At 73.3% G+C, this 18708-nt stretch carries 15 protein-coding genes; 6 read left to right on the forward strand and 9 right to left on the reverse strand.

Translation table 11 applies throughout. The features are described from left to right. Positions 1 to 158: 158 nt before the first annotated feature. Positions 159 to 3959 carry a multifunctional oxoglutarate decarboxylase/oxoglutarate dehydrogenase thiamine pyrophosphate-binding subunit/dihydrolipoyllysine-residue succinyltransferase subunit gene (locus tag BJ983_RS15150; RefSeq protein WP_246326213.1) on the forward strand — a complete coding sequence of 1267 codons (3801 nt, stop codon included), beginning with the start codon at positions 159 to 161 and terminating at the stop codon, positions 3957 to 3959. A 41-nt stretch (positions 3960 to 4000) separates the two neighbouring features. Next, on the forward strand, positions 4001 to 4180 hold the full coding sequence (locus tag BJ983_RS15155) for a DUF6104 family protein (protein ID WP_179794541.1): 180 nt from the start codon (positions 4001 to 4003) through the stop codon (positions 4178 to 4180). A gap of 149 nt (positions 4181 to 4329) precedes the next feature. Here BJ983_RS15155 and BJ983_RS15160 read toward each other — a convergent pair whose 3' ends face one another. From BJ983_RS15160 to BJ983_RS15185, 6 genes are all read right to left on the reverse strand, one after another. Continuing rightward, entirely contained in the window at positions 4330 to 5253 is a 924-nt protein-coding gene (locus BJ983_RS15160) for a glycine betaine ABC transporter substrate-binding protein (protein ID WP_179794542.1), read from the reverse strand. Between the two features lie 5 nt (positions 5254 to 5258). Continuing rightward, positions 5259 to 5990, reverse strand: coding sequence for an ABC transporter permease subunit (locus BJ983_RS15165; RefSeq protein WP_179794543.1), 732 nt, complete (start codon positions 5988 to 5990; stop codon positions 5259 to 5261). A 1-nt stretch (position 5991) separates the two neighbouring features. Further along, a complete protein-coding gene (locus tag BJ983_RS15170) occupies positions 5992 to 6639 on the reverse strand; it encodes an ABC transporter permease subunit (RefSeq protein WP_179794544.1) in 648 nt (215 codons plus the stop codon). Next, positions 6636 to 7673, reverse strand: coding sequence for an ATP-binding cassette domain-containing protein (locus tag BJ983_RS15175; RefSeq protein ID WP_179794545.1), 1038 nt, complete (start codon positions 7671 to 7673; stop codon positions 6636 to 6638). Before BJ983_RS15175 ends, BJ983_RS15170 begins: the two co-directional genes overlap by 4 nt. Positions 7674 to 7769: 96 nt before the next feature. Further along, the gene (locus BJ983_RS15180; protein WP_343054188.1) at positions 7770 to 10748 is read right to left on the reverse strand and encodes an EAL domain-containing protein; all 2979 of its coding nucleotides are present in this window, start codon (positions 10746 to 10748) and stop codon (positions 7770 to 7772) included. Between the two features lie 415 nt (positions 10749 to 11163). Beyond that, positions 11164 to 12330 (reverse strand): NAD(P)-dependent malic enzyme, encoded by a 1167-nt coding sequence (locus tag BJ983_RS15185; protein ID WP_343054447.1) that lies wholly within the window; start codon positions 12328 to 12330, stop codon positions 11164 to 11166. A gap of 392 nt (positions 12331 to 12722) precedes the next feature. On the opposite strand from BJ983_RS15185, the gene BJ983_RS15190 reads away from it, so the two are divergent. Further along, on the forward strand, positions 12723 to 13343 hold the full coding sequence (locus BJ983_RS15190) for a dTDP-4-dehydrorhamnose 3,5-epimerase family protein (protein ID WP_179794547.1): 621 nt from the start codon (positions 12723 to 12725) through the stop codon (positions 13341 to 13343). Between the two features lie 137 nt (positions 13344 to 13480). Here the strand turns inward: BJ983_RS15190 and BJ983_RS15195 are convergent, their stop codons facing one another. Both BJ983_RS15195 and BJ983_RS15200 read right to left on the reverse strand, forming a co-directional pair. Next, a complete protein-coding gene (locus BJ983_RS15195; protein ID WP_343054189.1) occupies positions 13481 to 15091 on the reverse strand; it encodes a lytic transglycosylase domain-containing protein in 1611 nt (536 codons plus the stop codon). Between the two features lie 153 nt (positions 15092 to 15244). Next, positions 15245 to 15586, reverse strand: a complete 342-nt coding sequence (locus tag BJ983_RS15200; protein ID WP_343054192.1) for a S26 family signal peptidase — start codon at positions 15584 to 15586, stop codon at positions 15245 to 15247. 115 nt (positions 15587 to 15701) lie between these two features. On the opposite strand from BJ983_RS15200, the gene sodN reads away from it, so the two are divergent. Further along, positions 15702 to 16112 (forward strand): superoxide dismutase, Ni, encoded by a 411-nt coding sequence (gene sodN, locus BJ983_RS15205; protein ID WP_179797861.1) that lies wholly within the window; start codon positions 15702 to 15704, stop codon positions 16110 to 16112. A gap of 64 nt (positions 16113 to 16176) precedes the next feature. Next, positions 16177 to 16818, forward strand: a complete 642-nt coding sequence (locus BJ983_RS15210; protein ID WP_179794548.1) for an acid phosphatase — start codon at positions 16177 to 16179, stop codon at positions 16816 to 16818. Positions 16819 to 16869: 51 nt separating this feature from the next. Here the strand turns inward: BJ983_RS15210 and BJ983_RS15215 are convergent, their stop codons facing one another. Then, entirely contained in the window at positions 16870 to 17226 is a 357-nt protein-coding gene (locus BJ983_RS15215) for a hypothetical protein (protein WP_179794549.1), read from the reverse strand. Between the two features lie 87 nt (positions 17227 to 17313). Here BJ983_RS15215 and BJ983_RS15220 point away from each other — a divergent pair, with 87 nt between their 5' ends. Continuing rightward, entirely contained in the window at positions 17314 to 18234 is a 921-nt protein-coding gene (locus BJ983_RS15220; RefSeq protein ID WP_179794550.1) for a diacylglycerol kinase family protein, read from the forward strand. Positions 18235 to 18708: the final 474 nt, after the last annotated feature.

The raw sequence follows: 18708 nt of genomic DNA on the forward strand, positions 1-18708 counted from the left end.
GTACCGGTGCAGTGGGCGACATGGGCCCCACCCCCGCGCGCGACGGGCGCTAACCTGGTGTCCGTTTCCACTCCCGCGTGTGATTGAGGCGATCTCCAGCCGTGTCGACGAGCAGCCCGGCAGCCCAGTTCGGTCCGAACGAGTGGCTGGTCGACGAGATGTACCAGCGGTACCTCGCGGATCCGGACTCCGTCGACTCCGCGTGGCACGAGTTCTTCGCCGACTACGCTCCCGACGACGGGTCGAGCGTCGCCGGCGCGAGCTCGACCTCCTCCACCGGCGCGTCGGGCAACGGCTCCGCGTCGGGCTCGGCGGCCTCCGGCGCGAGCCGGGGTGAGCGCAACGGCTCGAGCGGGTCGGGCACCGGCGGTGCGGCGAAGACCGCTGCGTCGTCCAACGGCTCCGCCCCGTCGTCGGGAACGTCCGGCTCGTCCGCCTCCTCGAACGGCGGCGGGCAGGCCCAGGCCCCCGCGAAGCCCGCCGAGAAGAAGGCCGAGCCGGCCGCGCAGAAGGCCCCTGCGAAGGACGAGGCGAAGGAGAAGCCCGCCGCGGGCTCCACCACGCCGGCGAAGTCCTCCGAGGACGCGGAGTCCGCGGAGACCGTGAGCCCGCTGCGCGGCGCGGCGAACGCGATCGCGAAGAACATGCAGGCCTCGCTCGAGCTGCCGACCGCGACGAGCGTCCGTGCCGTGCCCGCGAAGCTGCTCGCCGACAACCGCATCGTCATCAACAACCACCTCAAGCGGACCCGCGGCGGGAAGGTCTCCTTCACGCACCTGCTGGGCTACGCGATGGTCCGGGCGCTCGCGCAGTTCCCGAACATGAACCGGCACTACGGGTCCGACGCCAAGGGCAAGCCCGCCGTCGTCGACCCCGGGCACGTCAACCTCGGCCTGGCGATGGACCTGCCGGGCAAGGACGGCGCGCGCACGCTCGTCGTCGTGGCCCTCAAGGGCACCGAGAACATGAACTTCGCCCAGTTCTGGGCCGCCTACGAGGACATGGTCCGCAAGGCCCGCTCGGGCAAGCTCGGCGCCGAGGACTTCTCCGGCGTGACGATCAGCCTCACCAACCCCGGGACGATCGGCACCAACCACTCGGTCCCGCGCCTGACCGTCGGCCAGGGCACGATCGTCGGCGTCGGGGCCATGGAGTACCCGGCCGAGTTCCAGGGCGCCAGCGACGAGCGCCTGGCGAACATGGGCATCAGCAAGATCATCACGCTGACGTCGACGTACGACCACCGGATCATCCAGGGCGCCGAGTCCGGCGACTTCCTGCGCCGGATCCACCACCTCGTGCTCGGCGAGGACGGGTTCTACGACGACATCTTCGCGTCGCTGCGGATCCCCTACGAGCCGATCCGGTGGGTGCAGGACCTGCCGGAGTCGAGCATCGACCGCACCGCGCGGATCCTCGAGCTGATCGACGCCTACCGGAACCGCGGCCACCTCATGGCCGACACCGACCCGCTGGACCACCCGCAGCGCAAGCACCCCGACCTGGACATCCAGAGCCACGGGCTGACGCTGTGGGACCTCGACCGGGAGTTCCCGGTGGACGGCTTCGCGGGCCGCTCCTGCATGAAGCTGCGCGACGTCCTGGGCGTGCTGCGCGACTCGTACTGCCGCACGATCGGCGTCGAGTACATGCACATCCTCGACCCCGAGAAGCGCGCCTGGCTGCAGGAGCGCATCGAGGTGCCGCACGAGAAGGTGTCGGCGGCCGAGCAGAAGTACATCCTGTCGAAGCTCAACGCCGCCGAGGCGTTCGAGGCCTTCCTGCAGACGAAGTACGTCGGCCAGAAGCGCTTCTCGCTCGAGGGCGCGGAGACGGTCATCCCGCTGCTGGACGCGGTGCTCGACGAGGCCGCGGCGCACGAGATGGACGAGGTCGTCATCGGCATGCCGCACCGCGGCCGGCTGAACGTGCTCGCCAACATCGTCGGGAAGCCGGTCTCGCAGATCTTCCGCGAGTTCGAGGGCAACCTCGACCCGGGCCAGGCCCACGGCTCCGGCGACGTGAAGTACCACCTCGGCGCCGAGGGCAAGTTCTTCCGGATGTTCGGCGACGGCGAGACCACGGTCTCCCTGACGAGCAACCCCTCGCACCTCGAGGCCGTCGACCCCGTGCTCGAGGGCATCGTCCGCGCGAAGCAGGACATGCTCGACAAGGGCCCCGAGGGCTTCACCGTCATGCCGGTCGCCATGCACGGCGACGCGGCGTTCGCCGGCCAGGGCGTGGTCGCCGAGACGCTGAACCTGGCGCTGCTGCGCGGCTACCGCACCGGCGGCACCGTGCACGTGGTGGTGAACAACCAGGTCGGCTTCACCACCGCCCCGGAGCACACCCGCTCGACGCACTACTGCACCGACGTCGCGAAGATGATCGACGCGCCGGTCTTCCACGTGAACGGCGACGACCCCGAGGCCTGCGTGTGGGTGGCCCGCCTCGCCGTCGAGTTCCGCGAGCGCTGGAACTCCGACGTCGTCATCGACATGGTCTGCTACCGCCGCCGCGGTCACAACGAGGGCGACGACCCCTCGATGACCCAGCCGGAGATGTACGACGTCATCGACGCGAAGCGCTCGGTGCGCAAGACCTACACCGAGTCGCTGATCGGCCGCGGCGACATCTCGCTCGACGAGGCCGAGCACGCGCTGCGCGACTACGGCAGCCAGCTCGAGCACGTCTTCAACGAGGTCCGTGAGCTCGAGAAGGCCGAGATCGAGCCGAGCCCGTCGGTCGAGTGGGAGCAGGCGGTCCCGAACTCCCTGCAGACCAAGGTGCCGCTCGAGGTCATCCAGCGGATCGCCCGGGCGTTCGCCGAGCCGCCGGAGGGCTTCTCGGTCCACCCGCGCGTGAAGCCGGTGCTGGAGCGCCGCGGGAAGGCCGCGTCGACCGAGACCGCCGAGGGCATCGACTGGGCGTGGGCGGAGCTGCTCGCGTTCGGCTCGCTGCTCATCGACGGGAAGCTCGTCCGGCTCTCGGGTCAGGACTCGCGCCGCGGCACGTTCACGCAGCGGCACTCGGTGCTCATCGACCGCAAGACCGGCGAGGAGTACGTCCCGCTGCGCCACCTGACCGCCGACCAGGGCAAGTTCATGCCCTACGACTCGGCGCTCTCGGAGTTCGCGGCGGTCGGCTTCGAGTACGGCTACTCCGTGGTGAACCACGACGCCCTGGTCTGCTGGGAGGCCCAGTTCGGCGATTTCGTCAACGGCGCCCAGTCGATCATCGACGAGTTCATCTCGTCCGGTGAGGCGAAGTGGGGCCAGACCTCGGACGTCGTGCTGCTGCTGCCGCACGGCCACGAGGGCCAGGGCCCCGACCACACCTCGGGCCGCATCGAGCGGTTCCTGCAGCTGTGCGCGGAGGGCTCGATGACGGTGGCGCTGCCGTCGTCGCCGTCGAACTACTTCCACCTGCTGCGCCGGCACGCCACCGACGGGGTGCGTCGGCCGCTGGTCGTCTTCACGCCGAAGTCGATGCTGCGCAACAAGGCCGCGGTCAGCCCGGTCGAGGACTTCACCTCGGGCAGCTACCACCCGGTGCTCGACGACCCGACGTTCTCCTCGGGCGACAAGGCCGCGAACGCGTCCAAGGTCCTCATGTGCGCGGGCAAGATCTACTACGAGCTGGTCGCGGCCCGCGAGAAGGCCGGGAGGACCGACGACATCGCGATCGTCCGGCTCGAGCAGCTCTACCCGATCGCCGGCGACGAGATCTCGTCGATCATCGCCCGGTACTCGAACGCCCAGAGCATCTCCTGGGTGCAGGAGGAGCCGGCGAACCAGGGGGCGTGGCCGTTCCTGGGCCTCATGCTCCCGGAGAAGGTCGAGCGGCTGCGCGGGCTGCGCCGCATCTCCCGTCGCCGCATGGCCGCGCCCGCGGCCGGTGTGGCGAAGGTGCACGAGGTGGAGCAGAAGGCGCTGATCGCCGAGGCCATCGAGGGCTAGGACGCGAAGCGCAGCGGAGCCGGACCCGGGGAGGTCGCACGGTGTACTTCACCGACCGGGGCATCGAGGAGCTCGAGGACCGACGGGGCGAGGAGGAGGTCAGCCTGGCGTGGCTGGCCGACCGCCTCCGCGCCTTCGTCGACGCCCACCCCGAGCACGCCGGCGCGGCCGACCGCTTCGCGGTGTTCCTGGCGCGCGACGACAGCGACGATGTGGACTGACGTCCATGTGAGCACTTTCGGCGGCTATAGCGGCCGAAGTGCTCACATCGCGCGTGCAGTCAGGACCAACAGCAGAGACGTACGTTCGCGACATGTGAGCACTTTCGGGCGCTATAGCCCCCGAAAGTGCTCACATGCGCGCAGCGCACCTAGCCGATCCCGGCCGACGACAGCCAGTCCCGGGCCACCTGGGCGGGGTCCGGCTTGTCCGGGGCGTCGAGCCGCTTGTTCAGGTCGGTCAACGTCGCGGTGTCCATCTTCTGCGAGATCAGGTTCAGCACGTCGGCCACGACCGGGTTGCCGAGCTTGCTCGCGTTGATCAGCGGCACGACCTGCTGCGCCGCGAAGTTGGACTTCGGGTCGGCGAGGATCACGAAGTCGTTGTTCGGGATCGACGGGTCGGTGGTGAAGAGGTCCGCCGCCTGGATCGACCCGTCCCGCAGCGCGGCGACGGTGAGCGGCCCACCGGCGTCGAGCGAACGGAACTCCTTGAACGTGCAGCCGTAGGACTTCTGGATGCCGGGGATGCCGTAGGGCCGGGTCTGGAACTCCGGCGGCCCGCCGAACACCACGTTCCCGCAGAGCGGGCCGAGCTGGTCGAGGGAGGTGACGTTGTTCTGGGTGGCGAACGCGCGGGTGACCACCACGGCGTCCTTGTCCTCCGCCGGGCTCGCCTGCAGCACCTTGAGCTGCGGCGGCAGCTTCGCCACCACCTGCTGGTACACGTCGGCGGGGGCGGTCGCCGTGGCGTTCGTGTCGAGGTACTGCAGGAGGTTGCCGGTGTAGTCCGGGACGAGGTCGATCGACCCGTCCCGTAGGCCCGGGAAGTAGGTCTCGCGGCTGCCGATGCCGAACTGCCGCTCGACCTTCACGCCGCGGATCGACAGCGCGGTCGCGTAGATCTCGGCGAGCAGCCGGTTCTCGGTGAAGTTCGCCGAGCCCACCCGGATGGTGTCGTTCGCGGCGGGCGCCTGCGGCTGCGACGCGAGGGGGTCGCCCCCGCCGCCACAGGCGGCGACGAGGAGCGCCAGGGCGGCCAGGAATGCAGCGCCGAGGGCGCGGGTCGGTCTCACGGGCGTCAGCCTCCAGCAGTGACCGCGTCGGACGTCCCGACGGCGGGGGTGGCGGGTCGAGCATCGGATCGGGCGTCGGGTCGGGTCCGACGGGTGCCGGGCGTGACCGCCCGTTGCACGCCCTGGAGCGCGACCTCGAGCACGATCGCGAGGAGTGCGACGAGGATCGCGCCACCCGCCATCTGCGTGAAGTCCCGTTGGGCCTGCCCGTCGACGATGTAGCGGCCGAGGCCGCCGAGGGAGACGAACGCGGCGATGGTGGCGGTGGCGACGACCTGCAGCGTCGCGGTCCGCAGCCCCGCGACCATGAGCGGCAGGGCGTTCGGCAGCTCCACCTCGAAGAGAATCTGGCGTTCGGTCATGCCGATGCCGCGGGCGGCGTCGACGGCCGCGGGGTCCACCCCGGAGATGCCGGCGTAGGTGCCGGCGAGCAGGGGCGGGATCGCGAGCAGCATCAGGGCCAGCACGACGGGCGTGAGCCCGAGTCCGAGGAGCAGCACGAAGAGCACCAGGACACCGAGCTCGGGCAGGGCCCGGAGCCCGTTCGCGAGCCCGACGACCAGGAACCGGCCCCGGTTCGTGTGGCCGATGTAGAGGCCCACCGGCACCGCGATCAGCGCGCCGACCAGCACGGAGAGCGCCGTGTAGCCGAGGTGCTGCAGCAGGCGGGTGGGGATGCCGGCGGTCGCCGACCACTGGGCGGGCGCGGTGAACCAGGCGATGAGGCTGGAGAACACGTCAGGCCCCCTGCTTCTGCGGGGTACGGGCCGCGGCCCAGGGGGCGAGCGCGCGGCCGAGGAGCAGGAGCAGCGCGTCGACCACCAGCGCCAGCACCAGGATCGAGAACAGCCCGAAGACGATCTGCGCGGTGTAGAACCGCTCGAAGCCCTGGGTGAACAGGGCCCCGAGCGCGCCCTGGCCGATGATCGCGCCGACGGCCACGAGGCTGAACGAGCTCACCGCGGCGACCCGCACCCCGGCGACGAGCACCGGCACCGCCAGCGGCAGCTGCACCCCGAACAGCAGGCCGAGCGGGCGGTAGCCCATGGCCACCCCCGCCGTCATGACCTCGGTGGGCACCTCGTCGAGACCGTCGACGACGCTGCGGACTAGCAGGGCCACCGCGTAGATGGTGAGAGCGACGACGACGTTGACCGGGTCGAGGATGCGGGTGCCCAGGACCAGGGGCATGACGACGAACAGCGCCAGCGACGGGATCGTGTAGAGCACCCCGGTCAGCGGCAGCAGGATCCGGCGCGCACCCCGGGAGCTCCACGCCCACCAGCCCAGCGGCAGGCTGATCACGAGCCCCACGATCACCGGGACCAGGGCGAGCACGATGTGTTCGACGGCCAGCGGGAGGATGTCCGCGCCGAAGAGCCTCACCGCACCGCCTCGGGCGCGGCGCTCGCGTGCAGGAGCGTGATCACGGCCTCGGGCTCGATGCCGCCGAGCACCCGGCCGTCGTCGTCGACCGCCACGCCGCGACCCGAGGGCGAGCTGAGCGCGGCGTCGAGCGCGCTGCGCAGCGACCCGCCCTCCTCGTGGACGGTGCCCAGCGCCACGTGGTCGTCGCCCTGGCGCCAGCCGGTGGGCCGGTCGTCGTCGTCGACGACGAGCAGCCAGCCCTCACCCGTCGTCGGGAAGGAGGTGAGGGAGAGCGAGCCCGCCCCGACGAACTGCAACCGGCGGTAGCCGCGGTCGCGCCCCACGAAGCCGGCGACGAAGTCGTCGGTCGGGGCGGCGAGCAGCTCGGCGGGCGGCGCGAACTGGGCGAGGGTGCCGCCGACCCGGAGCACCGCGACCATGTCGCCGAGACGGATCGCCTCGTCGATGTCGTGGGTGACGAACAGGATGGTGCGGCCGAGCTCGGACTGCAGGCGGAGCAGCTCGTCCTGCAGGTCGGCGCGGACCACGGGGTCGACCGCGGAGAACGGCTCGTCCATCAGCAGGACCGGCGCGTCGCCGGCGAGGGCCCGCGCGACGCCGACGCGCTGCTGCTGGCCGCCGGAGAGCTGGGCCGGGTAGCGGCTGCCGACCTTCGGGTCCAGCCCGACCCGCTCGAGCAGCTCCCCCGCCGCCGTCCGGGCCTCGGACCGGCTGCGTCCGAGGAGCACCGGCACGGTCGCGACGTTGTCCAGCACCGTGCGGTGCGGGAAGAGCCCGGCGTTCTGGATGACGTAGCCGATGCCGCGGCGCAGCGTCGGCGGGTCCTGCGTGGACACGTCCACGCCGTCCAGCCGCACGGTTCCCGACGACGGGTCCACCATGCGGTTGACCATCCGGAGCGTGGTGGTCTTCCCGCAGCCCGAGGGACCGACCAGCACCGTGATCTCGCCCTCGCGGGCGGTCAACGACAGGGACTGCAGGGCGACGGTGCCATCGGGATACGCCTTGCGCACATCGGAGAACTCGATCACCGCTGTCGTTCCTCCGCGGCCACCGGCGGCGCCTCGTCGGCCGCCTGGGTCGCAGCACCGTAACCGAACGTTCCGCGACCCGCGCGCGAAACGCCCTTACGAGGCGTCCGCCACGTCCGGCGCGATCGGCCCACGGGCGAGGATCTCGGCGAGCTTCGGGCCCGGCATGGCCCGCGCGAACAGCCAGCCCTGGTAGGCGTCGACGCCCAGGTCGCGCAGCACGGCGAACTGGTCCTCGTCCTCCACGCCCTCCGCGACGCACGTCTGCCCGATCGCTGCGGCGAGCTCGACGACCGCCCGGGCGACGGCGCGGTCGGACTCGCCGGTCGCGACCCCCCGTACGAAGCCGCGGTCGAGCTTGACGATCTGGGCGGGGAGCCCGGTGAGGCGGGACAGCGACGAGTAGCCGGTGCCGAAGTCGTCGACCGCGAACCGCACGCCGGCCGCGATGAGCTCGTTCATCTCGCGCAGCGTGGAGGGCGGCAGGTCGGCGAGGCAGGTCTCGACCAGCTCGAGCACCAGGCGGTCCCAGGGCAGGCCGGACCCGAGGACGATCTCGTGCACCGTCGTCAGGAAGTCGGGGTCGCCGGGGAGCAGGCCCGCGAGGTTCACCGCGACCGAGGCCGCGGGACGGTCGCCGTAGGCGGGCCAGGTGGCGGCCTCGCGGACGGCCGCCCTGAGCACCCACCGGTCGAGGTCGCCCAGCAGGTCGGCCGCCTCGGCGACCGGGAGGAACTTGTCGGGGAAGATCAGGCCGTGCTCGGGGTGCTGCCAGCGCACGAGGGCCTCGGCGGTCTGGACGCACCCGTCCGGCCCCACCACCGGCTGGAAGTGCAGCACCAGCTCGTCGTTGACCATCGCCTGGCGCAGCTGCATCTCCATGCGCAGCGCCTCGTCGGCGCCCCGCATGATGGCCTCGTCGGCGAGCGCGACGCGGTTGCTGCCGCTCTTGGCCTCGAACAGGGCGGCGTCGGCGAACCGGATGAGGTCGGCCGTCGCCGGGTGCTCCGGCCCGTCGTGGACGTCGACGTCCGCGCGGGCGGCGGCGAGGACCCCCGCCACCGGGTCCGCGTAGGGGTCGACCTCGTAGCCGTCGAGCGTGGCGGGCAGCCCGAGGGCCGCCCCGACGGCGGCGCCGATGGTCGCCGAGACCCGGACCAGCTGGCCGTGCACCGGCACCGCGGTGCGCAGCAGCTTGCCGACGAGGTCGGTGAGGGCGTCCAGCCCGCCGTGCGCGTCGACGTCGGCGCAGAGCACGACGAACTCGTCGCCCGAGTGCCGGGTGGCGGTGCAGCCGGGCGGCAGCCCGTCGCGCAGCCGGTCGGCGAGCCACACCAGGAGCTCGTCGCCCGCGTCGTGGCCCAGCGAGTCGTTGACCCGCTTGAAGTTGTCCAGGTCGCAGAACAGCACGGCGGTGCGGCGGGCGGTCGGGCCGCCGAGCAGGTGCGACACCGCGCGGGTCAGCGTCCGCCGGTTGGGCAGCCCGGTGAGCTCGTCGTGCATCGCCTGGTGGCGCAGCGACGCCTCGACCCGGCGGTTCTCGGTGACGTCGGTGAAGACGACGAGGTGGGTCGCGCCGCCGGCGTCGTCGACCGAGACCGACACGTGCAGCTCGCACCACACCGGGTCGGTGAGCTCGCCGCGCGCGCCGCGCTCGCGCCGCTGCAGGGCCCGCGCCGCGCACGACCAGCTGATGGAGCCCGCGGACCCGGCCGGGCGGGCCAGCAGCGGCGTCGGCATGGCCACGGTGTCCGGACCCTGCTCGGCGACCAGGTCGAGCAGCTCGTCGGCGCGGCGGCCGCGCAGCGACTCCTGGCCCTCGCCGAGCAGCCGGCACAGCGACTGGTTGGCCTGCACCAGGCGCTCGTGGTCGTCGAAGATGGCCACGCCGACCGGGGCGACGGCCAGCAGGTCGGTGAAGCGCTGCGTCGAGGTGCGCATCCGCGTCTCGAGGGCACGGCGCTCGGTGACGTCCTCGACCGAGCCCGCCACGACGGTGCGGTGCCCGACCGACGTGCGCTCGGCGCGGACGTGCAGCAGGCGGGAGGGGTCGTGCACCGGGCGGACCTCGAGGTCGAGGCGCGCGCCGGACTCCACCATCGTCGTCCAGCGCGCCGACATCTGCGGGCGGTCCATCGGGTGGACGGACTCCGCGACGCTCGCGCGACCGACCGTGCCGAAGGGCGGCAGCCCGAACAGGGTGCGGGCGACCGAGGAGAACGACCAGGTGTCGCGGGTGCGGTCGTGCTCCCACGACCCGACCTGCGCGAGCCGGGACAGACCCTCGAGCCGGCGACGCTCGTCGGCGACGGCGGAGTCGACGGCCCGCGCCACCACCTCGTCCCGGTCGACGTCGCTCACGTCGACGAGGACGAGCGCGCCGTGCGGCGTGCCGGGCAGGCGGTTCCAGCGCACGAGGCGGACGGGCACCGTCTCCCCGTCGCGCCGACGCACCTCGCCGTGCTCGCTCGTGCCGACGGTCGACGTGGTCCGCACGAGGGCGTCCACGGGCGTCCCGACCATCTCCCCGACCGCGAGTCCGACCAGGCGGGCGAACTCGCGGGAGGCGGTGACGACGAGGCCGTCGGTGTCGACGACGACGGCGGGGCCCTCGGGCAGCAGGTCGAGCAGCGGGTCGGTCGTCCCGGGGGCGGGGACCGGCGTGGCGGCGACGGTGGCCGCCTCGACGGGGTTCCCGGTCGGCTCCGCGCCGGGACCGGTCGCCGTCCGACGGCGGCGCAGCGACCCGTCCTCACCGCGCGGGCGCGGGGACGGACGCCCGGAGGCGGCCTCGCCACGGGCCGGGCGGCCCCGCGGGATGGTGGGCAGCGTGTCGGCCTCGCACCGGTCGGCGGTCGGCTCGGCCGCGGACTCCTCCGACGACCGCGGCTCGACGACCCGCTCGGACGGGCGACGCGACTGCGGGGCGTGGTCGGGGCGGGGCTCCGGACGCGAGGTGTCGGGGCGGGCCGGACCGGGCACCTGCTCACCGGCGAGCGCGGGCGACGACTCGGACGCGTCGGCGTCCGCCACCCGGACGACGGCGAGTCGCGGCATCGGCCTGGCTCCGTTCACGCGATCGACCCCTTCACCGGCGGTGCTCCCCCGACCCGATCGGGACGACCGGACCGCCTTCTGATCTCCGCAACGAAGGACACCCCGTCGAGGTCCGGGCACATCACCCCGTCGGGTGTACCGGGGCGCCGACCGTCCGCTCTGACGCGGTCGCCTGCATCAAGTCCGACGGGTGTGTCTCAACTCGGACGGTGAACGGTCCGGAGACTGCGGGTGGAGGCGACGAACGGCACAGATCCGATCGCGTGTCGTTCGCCGCGCCATCGATTCACTCAATCGCGTGTCGCGCTTCACGAAGCGTGTGAGCTCGTGCTCGTCAGCGGTCGTCGACGAGCCGTGACCGGCACCCACCGTCCGATCGGTTCACCCGTGATCACCCGGAAGTCCGTGCCGCTCGTCGACGCGCCGCGGGCGATCACACGTCCGACGCGACCTCGGCGACGTGGGCCTTCACGACCCCGTCCGCCCCGGCCGCCGCCGCGACGGCCTTCGCCACGGCCGGCGCCACCCGCGGGTCGAGCGCGCTCGGCACGATGTGGTCGACGCCGAGCTCCTCCTGCGCGATCCCGAAGATGGCGTCCGCGGCCGCGAGCTTCATGTGCTCGGTGATCCGGCGGGCCGAGGCGTCCAGGGCGCCCGCGAAGACGCCGGGGAACGCGAGCACGTTGTTGATCTGGTTCGGGTAGTCGCTACGGCCGGTGGCCACCACGGCCGCATGACGGCGGGCCACGGCCGGGTCGATCTCCGGGTCCGGGTTGGACAGGGCGAACACGATCGCGTCGTCGGCCATCGTCTCGATCACCGACTCGGGCACCGTCGAGCCGGAGAGGCCGAGGAACACGTCCGCGCCGGCGAGCGCCGTCGTCAGGTCACCGCGCAGGCCACGCGGGTTGGTCTGCTCGGCCAGCGCGTACTTGGCCACGTTCATGTTCTCGCGCCCGGTGTGGATGACCCCGCGGGAGTCGAGCACGGTCACGTCCTCGACGCCGGCCTCGAGGAGGATCTTCGCGCAGGCGACGCCGGAGGCCCCGGCGCCGCTCACGACCACCTTCAGCGGTTCCAGGTCGCGGTCCAGCGCCGCCGCGGCACCGCGGAGCGCCGCCAGCACCACGATGGCCGTGCCGTGCTGGTCGTCGTGCATGACCGGGCAGTCCAGCGCCTCGATCAGCCGCCGCTCGATCTCGAAGCACCGCGGGGCGGCGATGTCCTCGAGGTTCACGGCCCCGAAGCTCGGCCGCAGGTGCACGAGGGTCTGCACGATCTCGTCGACGTCGGTGGTGTCGAGGACGAGCGGGATCGAGTCGAGGTCGGCGAACGCCTTGAACAGCGCCGACTTGCCCTCCATCACCGGCAGGGACGCGCGCGGGCCGATGTCGCCCAGCCCGAGCACGGCCGTGCCGTCGCTCACCACGGCGACCAGGCGGTGGGTCCAGGTGTAGCGGGCGGTGAGGGCGGCGTCGTCGGCGATCGCGCGGCTGACCTTCGCGACGCCGGGCGTGTAGGCGATGGACAGGTCGCGGCGGCCCGCGAGGGCCACCGTCGGCGCCACCGAGAGCTTGCCGCCCTCGTGCGGGCCGAAGATGTCGGCGTCGGTGAGGTCACGGCCGCTCGGGTCGTGGGCCGGGGAGCCGGTGTCGGCCGCCGGGACGGAGCTCGTGCTGCTCACGCGGTCCTCCTACGTGTCGTGTCGCGGTGGTGGGACGCGGCCCCCGCGGCGGGAGGCGGTCCGGACGAGGCGTTGGGGCTGGTGGCGGCGACGGGTGCACCCTCCGTCGCGAACGGTCGGGTCCGCGCGGGGCGTCGGTCGCCGCCGGACGCCGGAGAGGGGTGTCTCACGTCGGGCGGAGCGGGCAGGGGTGACCCGGAGGTGGTCGATCCTCGCGCCTGCCGGGCCCGGTGTCTGCGCCCCGACCGGGTCGGACCGGTCACAGGGACACCGACCGCCGGCACCGTCGGCCGATAGGGTCCGACGCCGTGCAGGCCAAGGAACTCGCGGTGCCCGGTGCGTGGGTGTTCACCCCGCCGGTCTTCCCCGACGCGCGCGGCGCGTTCGCAGCGCCCTTCCAGGCGGAGGTGTTCGCCGGGACGGTCGGGCACCCGCTGCATGTGGCGCAGGCCAACACGAGCGTATCGGGCCGTGGGGTGCTGCGCGGTCTGCACTACGCCGACGTGCCGCCCGGCCAGGCCAAGTACGTGCAGTGCTCGGCGGGGGCACTGATCGACGTGGTGGTCGACATCCGGGTCGGCTCCCCGACGTTCGGGCAGTGGGACGCGGTGCGGCTCGACGGCGAGACGCTGAACGCGGTCTACCTGTCCGAGGGACTGGGCCATGCGTTCCTCGCGCTCGTCGACGGCACCGTCGCCACCTATCTCTGTTCCACGGCCTACAACCCGGGCGCGGAGCACGGGGTGAACCCGCTCGACCCGGCCCTCGGGCTCCCCTGGACAGAGCATGTACCCGCTGCGGAGCTGATCCTCTCCGACAAGGACGCCGCCGCCCCCTCGCTCGCCGACGCCCGCGACGCCGGGGCCCTTCCCGACGCCGGGGCCTGCCGCGCCCGCGTGGCGGCGCTGATCGCTGCCGGGACCTCCTGACGTCGGCCGTGGCCCACCCCTGACGCCCGACGTCAGCAGGTCGCCGCACCAGGCAAGATCTCGTCGCGCCGAGTGAAGTGGTCGGTGAGCGAGCACTTCGCACGGTCCGACGAGATCTTGTTGAGTTCAGGGCGGGGTCAGGCCCAGGCCGGCGCCAGCTTCGTCAGCGCGGCCGTGGCGGTGGCGGCCGGGACCTTCGCCGCGGGCGGGACGGAGAGGACGACGCGGTCGCCCGGGACCGTCCGGCTCACGCCCGCGCCCGGCGCCGGGGCGGGTGCCGACGCGGTGGCGGCCGCGACCGCCACGACGAGCGGCTTCCCGCTACGGCTGACCGTGCAGGTGACCTGGCCCGCCTTCGGCCCGTCGTCCGTGGCGGCCGTCAGCTCGGTGACCGGGACATCGAAGGCCTTCGCGACCGCCGGGAGGGACTTCGTGCACCGCTGGGCGGGCGACGGCGAGGCGGTCCGCGGCGGCGTGGTGCTCGTGGTCGTGCTGCTCGTGGTCGTGGTGGTCGCCGGCGGGGTGCTGCTCGAGGACGGCGGGGTCGTGGACGCGGGCGGGGTCGTGGCCGGCCGTGGCGTGGACGGTCGCGGTCCGCTGGCCCCGGGCGCCGACGACGGACCGGCCGGGGTCGAGGACGACGAGCCCGCCGGGGTCGATGACGGCGGCCCGGGCAGAACGGGCGCGCCGGACGACGGACCGGGCACCGAGGACGACGGACCGGGCACCGACGCGGACGTCCCGGGCACCAGCGCGGGCGAACCGGCCGGCGGCGCCACCGCACCGGGAAGCACCGGCGCCGCCAACGGCGAGGCCGAAGCCGACGGCACGCCTGCCGGCACCGGGCTGCCACCGAGCAGACCCGCACCGGACGGGGCGGCAGCCGCACCCGTCGTCGGGAAGGAGCGCGGGAGCGCGGCGAGGGTCGGGTCCCCGGAGGCGAGGACCGCGTCGGGGATGCCGCCCTCGGTGTCCGGGACCGGCAGCGCGCCGGAGGCGTAGGCGTCGGCCCACCGCAGGACGGTGGCGACGTAGGCCTCGGAGTGGTTGTAGCGGAACACCGCGTCGTGCCGGCCGGAGGCCGTGGCGAGGTCGGTGCCGCCCGCGCAGAGGTAACGGCCGGTGGCGAGGGTGGCGTCGAAGGCGTTGTCGGGGTCGGCGACGCCGTCGCCGTTGCCGTCGGCGCCGTAGGTGCGCCAGCTCGTGGGGATGAACTGCGTGGGGCCGACGGCGCGGTCCCAGACGGCGTCGTGGTCCAGCGCGCCGCCGTCGGTGTCGGCGATCGAGGCGTTGCCGCCGGTGCCGTCGAGCTGCGGGCCGAGGATGGGGCTCTCGGTGGTGCCGTCGGCCGACACCGCACCCCCGTAGGCGTGGCCGGACTCCACCTTCCCGATCCCGGCGACCAGCGCCCACGACAGGTGACAGTCCGGTGCCGCCGCGGCCAGGGACGACTCCGCGCCCCGGTAGGCCGCCAGCATGGTCTCGGGGACACCCGACCCCGAGCCCGGACCGGGACCGCCGAGCGACGGCAGGCCGCCCGGGTCCGCGGGCAGCGCCTCGGGCAGCGGGGCGGGTCCGGCGTCGGGCACCCGGCCGGTGGCGCCGGCCAGGCTGGTGTCGACGGGCGGCAGCGGGAGCGCGGCGGTGCGCGGGTGCGGCCCGGCCGCGCCGAGCACACCCAGCAGGACGGCGACCCCGACGGCCCAGGTCACGACGACCCGCGGCCGGGGTCGGTCACCCCGTGCCACCGTCGACACCATCCACGCCGAGCCGATCCACGGCCCTCGCTCGTCCCCCACCGACCACTCCCGTCACCGATCCCCGTCGGTGGGACTGTCGTTCGTCGACACGCTGACGCTATCGGGTGGGAGCGAATCTCCCCCGATCGTGATGCGACCGTGTCAGCGGCGCGCGATCCGCCCGGGCCGCGGCCAGAGCCGGTGGGTCACGACGGCGAGCGCCTCGGCCGGTCCCAGCGTGCGCGAGTCGGTCGACGCCAGGGCCGCGTCGCCCAGGGCGAACCAGCCCCCGTCGTCCGGAAGGGCGAGGCGCTTGACCGAGAGCTGCTCCGGCCGCGCCGCCCAGCGCACGAGGGCCACCTCGCCGGCCCGGATCCGACGCCGGGGCCACGCGAGGACGACGTCCCCGTCCTGCAACGTCGGCGCCATCGACCCGCCGCGGACGAGGACCCGCCGCGGTACCCGGGCGCGTACCCCGGAAAACGCCGCTCGCAGACGCCTCACCAGCGCGGACACCCTGCTCCCATCCCCTGCTCGGCGGCGTCGGGCGGAGTAGGTTGGGCCCCGGTCGGAACGATCACCGGTATATCCCCCGTGGTGTGGGGAGATGGGAGGCGACATGGGACTGCTCGCGAGCATCCTCCGTCCGCGCCTGGAGGCCACCGCGCACTGCGACCTCCCCTGCGGCGTGTACGACCCGGCTCAGGCCCGGATCGAGGCCGAGTCGGTCAAGATGATCCAGTCGAAGTACCAGGACTCCGACGACCCGGAGTTCAAGGAGCGTGCCATCCAGATCAAGGAGGAGCGCTCCGACCTGGTGAAGCACCACCTGTGGGTGCTGTGGACGGACTACTTCAAGCCGCCGCACTTCGAGAAGTACCCGCAGCTCCACGAGCTGTTCAACAAGGCCACCAAGGCGGCCGGCGCCACCGGGACCAAGGGCTCCACGGACCCGAAGACCGGTGACGAGCTGCTCGGCTACATCAGCGAGATCTCGGACATCTTCTGGGAGACCAAGAAGGCTGCCTGAGGCCCGTGAGTCGACGCGCCCGTCCCGCTCGGGGCGGGCGCGTCGTCGTTCCAGGAGGAGGTACGTGGTGAGCGAGAGCCCGGTCGGCCGGCTGTACCTGCTGCGCCACGGGGAGACCGAGTGGTCGCGCTCCGGGCAGCACACCGGCCGTACCGACATCCCGCTCACCGGGCGTGGTGAGGACCAGGCCCGCGTCGCGGGCGACCTGCTCCGCACGCTGCGCGGGGACGCCCAGCCGGACCCGGTGGTCTGGTGCAGCCCCCGCACCCGCGCCCGGGACACCGCCCGGCTCGCCGGTCTCACCGTCGACGACGTCCGCGAGGACCTCGTCGAGTGGGACTACGGCGACTACGAGGGCCGCACGACGCCGGACATCCGCACCGAGGACCCCGGCTGGACGATCTGGACCCACCCGGTCCCCCACGGCGAGTCCGACGAGGCGATCGCGAAGCGCATCGACGCCGTGATCGCCGACGCCGACCGTGAGCTCGCCGTCCGCGACGTCATCGTCGTCGGTCACGGGCACGCCTCCCGGGTGCTCGTCGCCCGCTACCTGGGCCTGCCGCCCGCGGCCGGGGTGGGCTTCGCCTTCGACCCGGCGTCGGTGACGGTGCTGGGCCACGAACGCGGCGAGCACCGCATCGACCTGCTCAACGTGCCCGGCGGGCTGGCCGAGCCCCCTCCCCCGCCCGCCGACCGCCACTGACTCCCCTTCCTGACAGAGCAACCGAGCACGCCGATAGGGGGCCGGGGCCGGCTACTGCTCCGCCCAGTCCCGTCCGGCCCGGGTCAGCACGCCCGCGAGCACGCCGAGGCAGAGGACGGCGATCGGGGCGCCGAGGTCCGGGCGTCCGGACGTGACGCCCGCGTAGAAGGCGACGCCGAGTCCGATCAGCTGGGCGACCACGACCGGCCCCCGCGCCCCGCGCGTGCCGCGGGCCAGCGCGACGCCGGCCGCGCCGATCCCGAGACCGAGCAGCAGGACGAAGGCCCACACCTGCGGTGTCCCCTCGACCACCAGGAGCACCGCGCCGGTGACGAACAGGGCGATGCCCTCCCCCGCACAGACCAGTGCGGCCACCACGACGGACCGGGGCGGGGACGTCGACAGCACGTCCCCCAGCGTAGGCCGCGGCGACGTGAGCGACCCGTGCCCCACGCCCGGCCCAACCACGGACCGTGCCGGGCTACGGTGAGTGCCGTGCGCGCCCTGCTCGTGGCCAATCCCTCGGCCACCACCACCACGGCAGCGGGCCGCGACGTCATCGCCCACGCCCTGGCGAGCGAGCTCAAGCTCGAGGTGGTGGCGACCCGGTACCGGGGCCACGCCAGCGAGCTCGCGGCACGGGCGGCGATGGAGGGCGTGGACCTCGTGGTGGTCCTCGGCGGCGACGGCACGGTGAACGAGGCCCTCAACGGACTGCTCGTCGACGGCCCGCACCCGCAGGTGCCCGCGCTCGGCGTCGTCCCCGGCGGCTCGGCGAACGTGTTCGCCCGGGCCCTCGGTGCCCCACGGGACCCCCTGGAGGCCACGCACCAGCTCCTCGGGGCGCTCGCGACCGGTCGCAGCCGCACCGTCGGGCTCGGGAAGGCCGACGAACGCTGGTTCAGCTTCAACGCGGGACTCGGCTGGGACGCCGACGTCATCGCCGCCATGGAGCGCGCACGGAGCGACGGCCGCGAGGTGACGCCCGCCCGCTACGTCAACACGGCCATCCGCCGGTGGGCGCGGGCCCGGGCCAACCCGCCGTCGCTGACGATCGAGATGCCGGGCGAGGAGCCCGTGGAGGGCGCGAAGATGGCGATCGTCTCGAACACCGACCCGTGGACCTACCTCGGGGGCAACGCGGTCCGCACCAACCCCGGCTGCTCCTTCGAGTCCGGGCTGGGCTTCTTCGCCATGCGCAACCTCGGACTGCCGACCATCGCGCGCACCGTCCGCCAGATCCTGCGGCCCGGTGGGTTCCGCGGTCTGTCCTCGGTGGTGCGCCGCGACGACGTCTCCGCGCTGCGGATCACCTGCGACGAGCCCGTCAACCTGCAGGTCGACGGCGACCACCTGGGGCGGCGCAGCGACGTCGAGTTCGTGGCCGTACCCGACGCGCTGCGCGTCATCGTGTAGCCACGCACGTCCAGCACTCGTGAGCCGCGTCACCGTCGGACCGACGGGCGTGGACCGTAAGCCGACGAACGGCGGCTTGATCCGGCCTTCGGGGGACCTGCGGGACCCCGTCCGAGGCCACGGACGTGCTGCTCGGGAGCATACCGACCGCTCGTCGTCGCCCGACGCCCGGGTCGACGCCTCGTCGTGTCGCGTTTCCCGCTCGTCGCAGTGACAGGACCGTCACGGTCCGCCGATATCCACTCACCGCCCGCGCAAGCCCGTCGAGCCGCTTGGGACTCGATCCAGACGCGTTCCTCCTGCAGATTCTTGGTCATCCCCCGCGAGAGCCGGGCAGGAATGCGAGAGCAGAACTGCGCGGCCGGTCCCCGGGAGCCGGTGAGGGATCACCGGAATCCGGAGGGCACGGGAGGCGGACACCACCAGGTGGCCGGCCGGCGGCAAGGACGTCGCAGGTCGGGACCGGAGGAGTCG

The sequence above is a fragment of the Actinomycetospora corticicola genome (genome assembly GCF_013409505.1).
Lineage (GTDB): Bacteria > Actinomycetota > Actinomycetes > Mycobacteriales > Pseudonocardiaceae > Actinomycetospora > Actinomycetospora corticicola.

Excerpts from the sequence above, each read along its gene's own strand:
- BJ983_RS15150 (WP_246326213.1), top strand. The coding sequence starts at position 159 with ATGTACCAGCGGTACCTCGCGGATCCGGACTCCGTCGACTCCGCGTGG.
- sodN (WP_179797861.1), top strand. The coding sequence starts at position 15,702 with ATGGGACTGCTCGCGAGCATCCTCCGTCCGCGCCTGGAGGCCACCGCG.